The following is an 11,287-nucleotide window of genomic DNA, read 5'->3' on the forward strand; positions in this document are numbered from 1 at the left end:
CGGTTACGCTCAACCCGTTACCCGCCCGTCAGCGACGCCGGGACCCACGCAAGTTCACAGCGCCGCCCCCACCCGGGCGTGCCGCTGGTCGCGCGCGGCCGAAGGGCCGCCGGGACGGAGGTGATCGTGGAGCTCCTGCTGCTCGTGACCGCACGGGCCGGTGAGCCGTCGGCGGTGTTGCCGGCACTCGACCTGCTGCCGCATTCGGTGCGCACCGCACCCCGTGACGTCCGCACGCTGGTCTCCGGCCCGACGCCGGACGCCGTCCTGGTGGACGCCCGCTCCGAGCTGAGCGAGGCGCGGGCCACCTGTCGCATGCTGCACGCCACCGGGCTCGGGGTGCCGCTTGTCGCGGTGGTCACCGAGGCCGGCCTGATCGCGCTGAACGCCGACTGGGGCGTGGACGACGTGATCCTCGCCGGCGCCGGTCCGGCCGAGGTGGAAGCGCGGCTGCGGCTCGCGGTCGGCCGGCTGAACAACGCCGTCGCGGGCGCCGGCGGCTCGATCCGGGCCGGCGAGCTGAACATCGATCCGGACACGTACGCCGCCAAGCTGAAGGGCCGGCCGCTCGACCTGACCTACAAGGAGTTCGAGCTGTTGAAGTTCCTCGCCCAGCACCCGGGGCGGGTGTTCACCCGGGACCAGTTGCTGCGTGAGGTCTGGGGCTACGACTACTTCGGCGGCACCCGCACGGTCGACGTGCACGTCCGGCGGCTGCGCGCGAAGCTCGGCTCGGAGTACGAGTCGATGATCGGCACGGTCCGCCAGGTCGGCTACAAGTTCGTCGTGCCGCCGTCGCGCTCGCTGCCGGAGACGGAGCCCGCCCCGCTGCCGGTCTGACCACCACCCCCGAGGGCATTTTTCTTATATGCCCCATTTGAGCACTGAGCCGCTCATATCCTGACTGCCGGATTGGTCAGGTTGAGGGGGGCCACGGTGCGCGCGGTGATCACGGGGGCGGCGAACGGCCGGTACCACTGATGTCCGGCTCGACGCTCAAGGCGGCGGCGGTGGTGACGGCGGTGCTCATCGGGCTGCTGGCCTCGGCGTACGCGCTGGGCCGCAGCCTGGTGCCGCAGCGGCATCCGACCGCCACCGGCGTGACCACCCCCGCCAACGCCCCGCACTACGCCGACCAGCCGCCGGACACCGGCCGGCCGAGCCCGGACGCCACCGCGAGCGCGCCGGCCGCCATCGGCGACGGCGACGGACCGTACGGCGCGCACGTCACCACCGGTTCGTCCCGGGTCGCGTTGACCTTCGACGACGGCCCCGACCCCCGGTGGACGCCACAGGTGCTCGCCCTGCTGAGCCAGTACGGCGTCAAGGCCACGTTCTGCGTCGTCGGCGAGAACGCGGAGAGCTACCCCGACCTGGTCCGCTCCATCGCGGCCGAGGGGCACACGCTGTGCAACCACTCCTGGAGGCACGACGTCAACCTGGGCCGGCGCACTCCGGAGACGATCCGGGCGGACCTGATCCGCACCAACGACGCGATCCTGGCCGCCGCGCCGGGCGCCCGGATCGCGTACTACCGCCAGCCGGGCGGCGCCTGGACCGGCCCGGTGGCGTCGGCCTGCGCGGAGTTGGGCCTCACGCCGCTGCACTGGAGCGTCGACCCGTCGGACTGGCGGGCGCCGGGGGCGGCGACCGTGGCGGCGCGGATCCGCGCGCAGATCGCGCCCGGCGCGATCGTGCTCGTGCACGACGCGGGCGGGGACCGCTCCGGCACGGTCGCGGCGTTGCAGCAGATCCTGCCCGAACTGCTCGCGCGGTACGAGTTGGAACCGCTGCCCACCCGCGTCCCGTGACGAGCGCCACCGCACGCCGTCGCCGCTCACCGGGAACGACCGCCCGCCGGCCGCTACCGTGACGGGGTGAGCAGCACCGAGCCCACCAGCGGTCCCGAATCCGAGACAGCGACCCCGCCCGGCCCTGTCGCCGCCACCGACCGGCTGACCACGGCCGAGGTCGCCGACGTGCTGGCGCTGGCGGGCGCGGCCGGCGACACCGACGGCGCCGATCCGCTCGACGAGCACGTGCTGCTGCGGCTGCGCGACCCGGCAGCGCCGGCCGTGCACCTCACCGCCCGCGCCGCCGACGGCACCCTGACCGGGTACGCGCACCTGGACACCACCGCCCCGGCCGAGGGCGTCGGCGTGGAGCTGGTGGTGCACCCGGCGCACCGGCGGCGGGGCATCGGCCGGGCGCTGGCCCGCGGTGTGCTGACCGCCGCCACCGGACCGCTGCGCGCCTGGGCGCACGGTGACCACCCGTCCGCCGCCGCGCTCGCGGTCGACCTCGGCTTCACCCGGGCCCGGGTGCTCTGGCAGCTCCGCCGCCCGCTGACCGGGGCGGTGCCCACGCCGGCCCTGCCGGCGGGGGTGGAGCTGCGCGCGTTCCGCCCCGGGGAGGACGACGAGAACTGGCTGGCGGTCAACAACGCGGCGTTCGCCCAGCATCCCGAGCAGGGCCGGTGGACGCTCGACGACCTGCGCGTACGCCTCGCCGAGCCGTGGTTCGACCCGGCCGGCTTCCTGCTCGCGGTGGACGCCGCCACCGGCCGGTTGCTCGGCTTCCACTGGACCAAGGTGCACGAGCGCCCCGGCTCGGCGCGGATCGGCGAGGTCTACGTGCTCGGGGTGGACCCGTCCGTGCACCGGGGCGGGCTCGGCCGGGCGCTCACCGCCGCCGGCCTGGCCCACCTGCGCGAGCAGCGCGGGCTGGACCGGGTGATGCTCTACGTCGACGAGAGCAACACCGGCGCCGTCTCGCTCTACGAGCGGACCGGTTTCGCCCGCTGGTCCGCGCACGTCAACTACCAGCGCGGCTGAGCACCGACGGACCGCCGAGCGGCGGTCACGGGAGCATCACGCCGGGGGCTCGGCGCGATAACGACCGCCCGGATAAATCACGCTAAAAGCGATAGCGGGTCGCGAGTTCACGAAATGGACAGGCCCACCTCAGCGTACGGCCACCTCGCCGGCCGGACGTGTTCATCCCGCGTTCACTTCCGACCGGCGAACCGTCCACCTGGTCCTCCTAACTTTCACGTCAAGCCGGTCAGCGCCGGCCCCCGGCAACCCCGGGCGACCTGACCAAAGACGTGAAGGGAAACCCCTCAAGTGAAGCTCCAGCGGCACGGCGCCATCGCCTGTCTCGCTCTTACCGCGGTTCTCGGTCTCAGCGCCTGCGGCTCGGACAACAACGAGCCGGCCGGCGCGTCCGCCTCCGGCTCCGCCGCCGCCGTCGACTGCGGCAAGGGCACGCTGAACGCGCAGGGCTCCTCCGCGCAGAAGAACGCCATGGCCGAGTGGATCAAGGCATACCAGCAGAAGTGCGCGGGCACCACGATCAACTACGAGCCGAGCGGCTCCGGCGCCGGCATCCAGGCGTTCATCGCCGGCACCGCCGACTTCGCCGGCTCCGACTCCGCGCTCAAGCCGGAGGAGCAGCCGCAGGCCGACGCCAAGTGCGCCGGCGGCCAGGCCCTCAACCTGCCGATGGTGATCGGCCCGGTCGCGGTCGTCTACAACGTCAGCGGCGCGGACAACCTCCAGTTCAGCCCGGCCACCCTGGCCAAGATCTTCGCCGGCAAGGTCACCAAGTGGGACGACCCGGCGATCAAGGCCGACAACCCGGACGCCAAGCTGCCGTCGGCCGCGATCCAGGCCGTCCACCGCTCCGACGAGTCGGGCACCACCGACAACTTCACCAAGTACCTCGCCAAGACCGCCGCGTCCGACTGGACCTTCGAGAACTCGAAGGCGTGGAAGGCGCCGGGCGGCGTCGGCGCGGCCAAGTCCGACGGTGTGGCCAGCAAGGTCAAGAGCACCGACGGCACCATCAGCTACGTCGAGTGGTCGTACGCCGAGAACTCCGGCCTGAAGATGGCCAAGGTCAAGAACGGCGCCGGTGAGTTCACCGAGCTGACCGCCGAGTCGGCCGGCAAGACCATCGCCGGGGCCAAGTTCGAGGGCCAGGGCAACGACCTCAAGATGTCGATCGACTACAACACCAAGGAGGCCGGGGCGTACCCGATCGTCCTGGCGACCTACGAGATCGTCTGCAGCAAGGGCCTCGCCGCCGACAAGCTCCCGCTGGTCAAGGGGCTGCTCGGCCACGCGGCCAGCGCGGAGGGCCAGCAGGAGCTGGTCGAGCTGGGCTACGCCCCGCTCCCCGACGAGGTCCGCACCAAGGTCGAGGCCGCGGTCAAGAGCCTCTCCTGACGCCCTGATCGACACCACCTCAACGCGAAACGAGCGAGCAGATGGGTGACACCCCTCAGCGCTCGGCGCACGCCGGCACCGGCGGGACCCCCGTGGCCACGAGCCACGAGCGGCCCGCCGGTGCCTCGGCGCGTGTGGCCGAGCGCTCCGGCAACCCTGGCCGCCCCGACGGCGGCCTCGGCGGGGGCGGCGGCCTGCCCCGCGCCCGCGCCTTCGGCGCGGAACGGGCGTTCCGTGGCCTGACCCTGGCCGCCGGCAGCACCGTACTGATCGTCATCGCGGCCATCGCGATCTTCCTGATCGCCAAGGCCGTACCGGCGCTGCGGGCCAACACCGAGTCGTTCTGGACCTTCGAGGGCTGGTTCCCGAACGACAACCCGCCGAAGTTCGGCATCGGCGCGCTCGCCTTCGGCACCGTCCTGAGCTCGCTGCTGGCGCTGCTCGTGGCCGTGCCCGTCGCGCTGGGCATCGCCCTCTACCTGTCGCACTACGCCCCGCGCCGGCTCGGCAACAGCCTGGGCTTCCTGATCGACCTGCTGGCCGCCGTGCCGAGCGTGGTGTTCGGCCTCTGGGGCCGGGACTACTTCGCCGGCCCGGTCGCCGACCTCTCCGCCTGGCTGAACAGGTACTTCGGCTGGATCCCGATCTTCGGCGAGGGCCCGTACGGCAGCTCGATCCTGCTCGGCTCCGTGGTGCTGGCGATCATGGTGCTGCCGATCGTCACCTCGCTCTCCCGCGAGGTGTTCCGGCAGACCCCGACCGCCAACGAGGAGGCCGCGCTCGCACTCGGCGCCACCCGCTGGGAGATGATCCGCACCGCGGTCCTGCCGTACGGCCGGCCGGGTGTCATCGCCGCGGTGATGCTGGGCCTGGGCCGGGCACTCGGCGAGACCATCGCGCTCGCGCTGACGCTCGGCTCGACGTACGCCATCTCGTTCAACATCCTCGAAGCCGGCGGCAACTCGATCGCCGCGAACATCGCCAACCGCTTCGGCGAGGCGAACGACACCGGCCGCGGCGCGCTGATCGCCTCCGGCCTGGTGCTGTTCGCGATCACGCTGATCGTCAACATCACCGCGCGGGCGATCATCTACCGTCGCCGCGAGTTCACGGAGTCGGCTGCCTGATGACCACCACACTCCCCACCCACCGCCCGCGCCCGCCGGCCCAGCCGGCCACGCTGCGGGCGAGGCGGCTTCCCGCGTACGCCGCGCCCGCCCTCGCCGTCGCGGCGCTGCTGCTGTCGGCGGGCCTCGTCTACGGCGCCGGCATCGGCGGCCCGGTCCTGGTCGTGGTGGTCGGCGCGCTGCTCTACCTGGTCGGTCTCTTCGTCGCGGCGAACGCGGTGGAGGGCCGCCGGTCGGCCCGCGACCGGACCTGGAGCGCGCTGATCCACTCCGCGTTCGTGCTGGCCGTGCTGCCGCTGGCGTCGGTGGTCTGGACGCTGGTGAGCAAGGGCTCCGAGCGGCTGGACGCGAACTTCTTCGGCACCTCGATGAACAACATCGGGGCGCGGGACGCCAACGGCGGCGCCTACCACGCGATTATCGGCACGCTGGAGCAGGTCGGCATCGCCGCGCTGATCACCGTGCCGCTCGGCGTGCTCTGCGCGATCTACATCGTCGAGTACGGCCGCGGCCGGTTCGCGTTCACCATCCGTTTCTTCGTGGACGTGATGACCGGCATCCCGTCGATCGTCACCGGCCTGTTCGTGCTGGCGTTCTGGGTGCTGATCGTGTCGCCGTGGTTCAACGACGGCCGGCCGGGCTTCTCCGGCTTCGCCGCCGCGCTGGCGCTGAGCGTGCTCATGCTGCCCACCGTGGTCCGCTCCACGGAGGAGATGCTCCGGCTGGTGCCGGCGCCGCTGCGGGAGGGCGCGTACGCGCTCGGCGTGCCGAAGTGGAAGACCATCCTGCGGGTCGTGCTGCCGACCGCGCTGCCCGGCATCGTCACCGGCATCATGCTCGCCATCGCGCGGGCCGCCGGTGAGACCGCGCCGGTGCTGCTCGTCGCCGGCGGCGGCGCGGCGATCAACTTCAACCCGTTCGAGAACAACCAGTCGTCGCTGGCCCTCTTCGTCTACCAGCAGGCCGGCGAGGCGTCGAAGTACTCACCGGCGCGGGCGTGGACCGCGGCGTTGACCCTGGTCGCGCTGGTGCTCGTCCTGACCGTCGCGGCGAAGCTGCTGGCCCGTCGAAACCGGCTCGGCCGATGAACCCCGGAGGTACCGCCACCATGGCCAAGCGCGTCGAAGCCGCGAACGTCACCGCCTACTACGGCGGGTTCAAGGCGATCGAGAACATCAACCTCACCGTCGAGCCGAAGACCGTGACCGCCCTGATCGGCCCGTCCGGCTGCGGCAAGTCGACGTTCCTGCGGTCGATCAACCGGATGCACGAGGTGCTCCCCGGTGCCCGGGTCGAGGGCAACCTGACCATCGACGGGCAGGACGTCTACGACCGCGACGTGGACGTCACCGCGGTCCGCCGGATGATCGGCATGGTCTTCCAGCGGCCGAACCCGTTCCCCACCATGAGCATCTTCGACAACGTGGTGGCCGGCCTGCGACTCAACGGCGTACGCCGCAAGTCGATCCTGGAGGAGGCGGCCGAGCGGGCGCTCCGCTCGGCCAACCTCTGGGACGAGGTGAAGGACCGGCTGGGCAAGCCCGGCGCCGGCCTCTCCGGCGGCCAGCAGCAGCGGCTCTGCATCGCCCGGACCATCGCGGTCGAGCCGCAGGTGGTGCTGATGGACGAGCCGTGCTCGGCGCTGGACCCGATCTCCACGCTGGCCATCGAGGATCTGATGTTCCAGCTCAAGGACAAGTTCACCATCATCATCGTCACGCACAACATGCAGCAGGCCGCGCGGGTGTCGGACCGCACCGCGTTCTTCTCGATCGAGAAGACCGGCGACCCGGGCCGCCTGATCGAGTACGACAACACCCAGAAGATCTTCAGCAACCCCACCCAGAAGAAGACCGAGGACTACATCACCGGCCGCTTCGGCTGAGGTGTAAGGCGGGGCCCCCGGTTAACGCATTCCGCATAGGAAGGGGCCCCGCTCAACAGCCACGCTCAGCGCAACACGAAGCGCGGCTCGGCCCCGTCCAGATCCTCGATGTGCGGCACGATCGGCGTACCCGGATCGCGTTCCGCGGCGGCGCGCGCCACGCCGGCGAGGTCGCCGGCGGCGGCGATCTCGCCGAGCGTGACCATGGTCGGCGGCAGCATGGTCAGCTCGCCCGCCTCCGCCCGGGCCAGCGCGTCCGCCGGGCGGAGCCACAGCGTGTGGTCGGCCTCGCCGGAGACGTCCCGGGTCCGCTGCCCCTCGGGCAGCAGGGCGACGAAGAAGTACGTGTCGAAGCGGCGCGGCTCGAACTCCGGCGTGATCCACCGGGTCCACGGCAGCAGCAGGTCCGACCGGAGCGTGAGCCCGCGCCCGGCCAGCAGGTCGGCGAAGCCGCTACGCCGGCCCACCAGGTCCTGCCGAGCCGCCTCCCAGTCGTCGCCACTGACGTCGCCGACCACGGTCGCCTCGTCCGGGCCGGCCAGCAGCACGCCCGCCTCCTCGAAGACCTCGCGGGCGGCGGCGCAGACCACCGCCTGCGCGTCCGCCGGGTCGAGCCGGAACCGCTCACCCCAGGCCGCCGGTGTCGGCCCGGCCCAGCCGAGGTGCGCCTCCGAGTCGGACCGGTCCACCCCGCCACCGGGGAACGCGTACATCCCGCCGAACGTCATCGCCGCCACCCGCCGGATCAGGTAGACCTCGAAGTCGTCGCCGGCCGGGCGCAGCAGCAGCACGGTCGCGGCGACCCGGGGCACCGCGGGCTCGCCGCCCTCGGCGTGGAACCGGCGGGCGTGCTCCACCAGGGCGGGGGGTACGGCGAAGCCGTCGATCGTCATGCGCCGAGCCTAGTTCCCGGCCCGGCGACCCGAAGCGGGCCGGGGCGGGCCCGTCGAGCGAGGTTACCCGCAGGGCTCAACCCACGCGGTGAAGTGTTGTTCGAGGTGGGCTGGGCGCTGCCCATCGTTCAGCTCGGCGAGTTGGCTGGCGGCCTCCTCGTGCATTCTCAGGAGGTACGCCCTCAGTTCGGCCTCTCGCTCGCGGTACTTCGCGAGAAGGTTGAGCTTCGCCGTGGAGCACGGCCAAGCCACCCCGCAGGCCCGGCAACGCCAGGTAGGGCGCGACGGGATGTGGTCGGCGGGGCGGGGGCGACGGGCCATCAGCCACCCGCCCGGACCGGCATGCGGCGGATCGGGGACCGGCGGCGGGTCAGCGCCGGGCCCGGCGGCACGGTCAGCAGGCGCACTCCGGCGAGCATCACGAACAGCTCGCGGCGGGCGACCGCGCTTCCGTTCGCACCGAGCTGGTAGATGTCGATCCACTCCCACCCGTACGGAGGCGGGGAGGGCAGGTCGCACACGCGGATCACGCGGACCACGATGGGTGTCACGAACTGCGGTGAGGCCGCGCGGGTCAGGTGAAGGACGTCGCCGCCCCGAAGCTCCCGCACACCCGGCGGGACGTTCTCGCGGCGGGCCGACGTGTTCACCGCTCGCCCTCCCGGCGCGGGAAGACGGTCGTTGCGGCCGGCGACGACAACCAGCGCGACACCGGAACGCGGTTCGGCCGGGCCGGCGGTACCCGCTGCGGGTCGGTCGTCTGCTTCTCCTCGGGCACTGCACGCTCCTCTCGGGGGACTGGGAGGGGGCCGCCCCGCGCACTGCCTGCGGGACAGGGCGGTCCCCTTGACTGGCACGACCGCCGGTACCTCCCCTGCCGGCCGCGCCGTCTGGTGACACTCTGCTGTGGAGCCCTTACGCTCGGAAGGCCAATCGGGCGTCCGGGCTGAGCTGGCCGAACGTGGTCCCGCTGTGGGGCGTGCCGAGTAGTCGATCTCTACTTTGGGAGGCTCTGAGTGGGCTTCGTACCGAGTCCCCTCGCGGACTTCATCGTGGGCGAGATCCGCCGCGCCCGCGGAGCCGGCGGCATGACGCAAGAGGCGTTCGGCCGCGGGGCGGGCTTCAGCGCCTCGCACGTGAGCGCCGTGGAGAGTGGCACGCGGGCTCTCACCATGGACTTCATCCGCGGCGCGGACCGGGCATTCGGGAACGGCGGAATGTTTGAGCGCCTGGTGACGAAGCTCGGTGCGCCTTCGTGGTTCCTGCCCTGGCTCGACGCAGAACGGAGCGCGCGGCAGCTTCGGCTCTTCGAGCCGCTTCTGATCCCGGGCCTCCTGCAGACCGAGAACTACGCTCACGTGGTGATGCGCCTGAACGACCTCATGTCTACGGCCGAGGTCGACCAACAGGTGAGCGCCCGCATGAGCCGTCACAAGATCCTGACCGGCGAGACGCCGCCTCAGGTGGTGGCCGTCCTCGACGAGACCGCGCTTCGTCGCGGGGGCGAAGAGCACGCCGGCATCATGGCCGAACAGGTCGCCCATCTGATCGCGGTCGCCGAGCTTCCCCACGTTCACGTCCATGTGATCCCGGCGGCGGCGGGCCTCCACATCGGGCTCTCGGGGCCGTTCGCGATGGCACGGGTCAGCGACGGGAGTTGGGTGGGACACCTCGAAAACCAGCTAGACGGGATCGTGGTCGACAGCGAAGATAGGCTGGATAATCTTCACGCGAGGTGGGAGAACGTTCGGAACGAAGCGCTCCCGCGCCGGCCGTCCCTCGAACTGATGAAGGAAGTGCACAGCGATCATGGACCTCACTAACGCCACCTGGCGCAAGTCCAGGCGCAGCGGTTCGAGCGGCGGCAACTGTGTCGAGGTGGCCGACAACCTTGGCGGCGTCGTCGGCGTACGCGATTCGAAGGACCCGACCGGGCCGGCGCTGGTCTTTCCGGCGGCGTCGTGGCGGGTGTTCGTCGCGGAGGTCGCCGGCCGAGCCTGACGTCCCGACGGGTGGATCATGCTGCCGGTGAGCGGGCCCGGCGGGATAGCGTTCCGGGCATGACGCGTTGGGGAATCCTGGCCACCGGACACATCGCCGCCTGCTTCGCCACCGACCTGCGCCTGGTGCCGGACGCCGAACTGGTGGCGGTCGGGTCGCGCACCCGGGAGAGCGCCGAGACGTTCGCGCGGCGGTTCGACGTGCCGCGGGCGTACGCCTCCTGGGCCGAACTGGCCGCGGATCCGGACCTGGACGCGATCTACGTGGCCACGCCGCACGCCGCGCACCACGAGGCGGCGCTCGCCTGCCTGGCCGGCGGCAAGGCGGTGCTGGTGGAGAAGCCCTGCACGCTGGACCTGCCCACCACCGTCGAGTTGGTGGAGACGGCGCGCGAGCGCGGGCTCTTCTTCATGGAGGCCATGTGGATGCGGACGAACCCGCTGATCCTGCGCGTGCTGGAGCTGATCTCCGACGGCGCGATCGGCGAGGTCACCCACGTCCGGGCCGACTTCGGGGTGGCCGGGCCGTTCCCGCCGGAGCACCGGATGCGGGCCCGTACGCTCGGCGGCGGCGCGCTGCTGGACCTCGGCGTCTACCCGCTGAGCCTGGCCCATCTGGTGCTCGGTGTGCCACAGCACGTGCAGGCGTGGGCCCGGTTGAGCCCGGAGGCGGTGGACGAGAACACCGGCATGGTCCTGGGCTGGGACTCCGGGGCGGTGGCCACGCTGAGCTGCGGCATGGTCGGCGCCACCGCGATCACCGCGTCGATCACCGGCACCACCGGCCGGATCGATCTGCCGGAGCCGTTCTTCCGGCCCGGGTCGGCAATGCTGCACCGGCTCGACGCCGAGCCGGAGACGATCCCGGCGGACCTGACCGGTGGCGGCTACCAGTACGAGGCGATCGAGGTGCAGCGCTGCCTGGCGGCCGGGCTGACCGAGAGCCCGCTGGTGCCGCACGCCACCACGCTGGAGATCATGACTTTGATCGACGACATCAAGGCCCGGATCGGCGTCTCCTACGCGGCGTAAGGAGGGGGGGGGGGGGGGGGCCCCCGGGGGGGGGGGGGGGGGGGCGGCGCCGCGCCGCCGGGGGGGGGGGGGGGCCCCCCCCCCGCGGCAGCCCGCGGGGCGCCGGGGGGGCGCGGCGCGC

The 11,287-nt window shown here is 72.3% G+C and carries 13 protein-coding genes; 10 read left to right on the forward strand and 3 right to left on the reverse strand.

What is annotated here, in order from left to right; all coding sequences use genetic code 11:
• Positions 1-120 precede the first annotated feature (120 nt).
• The 7 genes from ACIA6B_RS15295 (at position 121) to pstB (ending at position 7,241) form a co-directional block, all read left to right on the forward strand.
• On the forward strand, positions 121-840 hold the full coding sequence (locus tag ACIA6B_RS15295; RefSeq protein ID WP_396773726.1) for a winged-helix domain-containing protein: 720 nt from the start codon (positions 121-123) through the stop codon (positions 838-840).
• A 140-nt stretch (positions 841-980) separates the two neighbouring features.
• Positions 981-1,811, forward strand: coding sequence for a polysaccharide deacetylase family protein (locus tag ACIA6B_RS15300; protein WP_396773727.1), 831 nt, complete (start codon positions 981-983; stop codon positions 1,809-1,811).
• A gap of 66 nt (positions 1,812-1,877) precedes the next feature.
• Positions 1,878-2,834 carry a mycothiol synthase gene (gene mshD / locus ACIA6B_RS15305; RefSeq protein WP_396773728.1) on the forward strand — a complete coding sequence of 319 codons (957 nt, stop codon included), beginning with the start codon at positions 1,878-1,880 and terminating at the stop codon, positions 2,832-2,834.
• 291 nt (positions 2,835-3,125) lie between these two features.
• On the forward strand, positions 3,126-4,229 hold the full coding sequence (pstS, locus tag ACIA6B_RS15310; RefSeq protein WP_281938408.1) for a phosphate ABC transporter substrate-binding protein PstS: 1,104 nt from the start codon (positions 3,126-3,128) through the stop codon (positions 4,227-4,229).
• A gap of 41 nt (positions 4,230-4,270) precedes the next feature.
• Positions 4,271-5,356, forward strand: a complete 1,086-nt coding sequence (pstC, locus tag ACIA6B_RS15315) for a phosphate ABC transporter permease subunit PstC (RefSeq protein ID WP_396773729.1) — start codon at positions 4,271-4,273, stop codon at positions 5,354-5,356.
• Positions 5,356-6,444 (forward strand): phosphate ABC transporter permease PstA, encoded by a 1,089-nt coding sequence (gene pstA, locus ACIA6B_RS15320; protein WP_396773730.1) that lies wholly within the window; start codon positions 5,356-5,358, stop codon positions 6,442-6,444. The genes pstC and pstA overlap by 1 nt, the downstream gene beginning before the upstream one ends.
• Before the next feature lie 20 nt (positions 6,445-6,464).
• A complete protein-coding gene (gene pstB, locus ACIA6B_RS15325; protein WP_396773732.1) occupies positions 6,465-7,241 on the forward strand; it encodes a phosphate ABC transporter ATP-binding protein PstB in 777 nt (258 codons plus the stop codon).
• 65 nt (positions 7,242-7,306) lie between these two features.
• Here pstB and ACIA6B_RS15330 read toward each other — a convergent pair whose 3' ends face one another.
• The 3 genes from ACIA6B_RS15330 to ACIA6B_RS15340 all read right to left on the reverse strand — a co-directional run bounded on the left by ACIA6B_RS15330 (position 7,307) and on the right by ACIA6B_RS15340 (position 8,912).
• Positions 7,307-8,134 (reverse strand): NUDIX hydrolase, encoded by an 828-nt coding sequence (locus ACIA6B_RS15330; protein WP_396773733.1) that lies wholly within the window; start codon positions 8,132-8,134, stop codon positions 7,307-7,309.
• A gap of 320 nt (positions 8,135-8,454) precedes the next feature.
• On the reverse strand, positions 8,455-8,784 hold the full coding sequence (locus ACIA6B_RS15335; RefSeq protein ID WP_396773734.1) for a hypothetical protein: 330 nt from the start codon (positions 8,782-8,784) through the stop codon (positions 8,455-8,457).
• Positions 8,781-8,912 carry a hypothetical protein gene (locus tag ACIA6B_RS15340; RefSeq protein ID WP_396773736.1) on the reverse strand — a complete coding sequence of 44 codons (132 nt, stop codon included), beginning with the start codon at positions 8,910-8,912 and terminating at the stop codon, positions 8,781-8,783. Before ACIA6B_RS15340 ends, ACIA6B_RS15335 begins: the two co-directional genes overlap by 4 nt.
• Positions 8,913-9,150: 238 nt before the next feature.
• Here ACIA6B_RS15340 and ACIA6B_RS15345 point away from each other — a divergent pair, with 238 nt between their 5' ends.
• From ACIA6B_RS15345 to ACIA6B_RS15355, 3 genes are read left to right on the forward strand one after another with little or no spacing between them, the layout of a single operon-like run.
• The gene (locus tag ACIA6B_RS15345) at positions 9,151-9,957 is read left to right on the forward strand and encodes a helix-turn-helix transcriptional regulator (protein WP_396773738.1); all 807 of its coding nucleotides are present in this window, start codon (positions 9,151-9,153) and stop codon (positions 9,955-9,957) included.
• A complete protein-coding gene (locus tag ACIA6B_RS15350) occupies positions 9,944-10,135 on the forward strand; it encodes a DUF397 domain-containing protein (RefSeq protein ID WP_396773740.1) in 192 nt (63 codons plus the stop codon). The genes ACIA6B_RS15345 and ACIA6B_RS15350 overlap by 14 nt, the downstream gene beginning before the upstream one ends.
• Positions 10,136-10,194: 59 nt before the next feature.
• Positions 10,195-11,166, forward strand: coding sequence for a Gfo/Idh/MocA family protein (locus tag ACIA6B_RS15355; protein ID WP_396773741.1), 972 nt, complete (start codon positions 10,195-10,197; stop codon positions 11,164-11,166).
• Positions 11,167-11,287: the final 121 nt, after the last annotated feature.

Source organism: Micromonospora sp. NPDC051141, assembly GCF_044455765.1.
In the GTDB taxonomy this organism is placed as follows: domain Bacteria; phylum Actinomycetota; class Actinomycetes; order Mycobacteriales; family Micromonosporaceae; genus Micromonospora.

Coding starts and splice junctions, on each gene's coding strand:
- ACIA6B_RS15300 (WP_396773727.1), top strand. CDS start 981: ATGTCCGGCTCGACGCTCAAGGCGGCGGCGGTGGTGACGGCGGTGCTC.
- pstC (WP_396773729.1), top strand. CDS start 4,271: ATGGGTGACACCCCTCAGCGCTCGGCGCACGCCGGCACCGGCGGGACC.
- pstA (WP_396773730.1), top strand. CDS start 5,356: ATGACCACCACACTCCCCACCCACCGCCCGCGCCCGCCGGCCCAGCCG.
- pstB (WP_396773732.1), top strand. CDS start 6,465: ATGGCCAAGCGCGTCGAAGCCGCGAACGTCACCGCCTACTACGGCGGG.
- ACIA6B_RS15330 (WP_396773733.1), bottom strand. CDS start 8,134: ATGACGATCGACGGCTTCGCCGTACCCCCCGCCCTGGTGGAGCACGCC.
- ACIA6B_RS15350 (WP_396773740.1), top strand. CDS start 9,944: ATGGACCTCACTAACGCCACCTGGCGCAAGTCCAGGCGCAGCGGTTCG.
- ACIA6B_RS15355 (WP_396773741.1), top strand. CDS start 10,195: ATGACGCGTTGGGGAATCCTGGCCACCGGACACATCGCCGCCTGCTTC.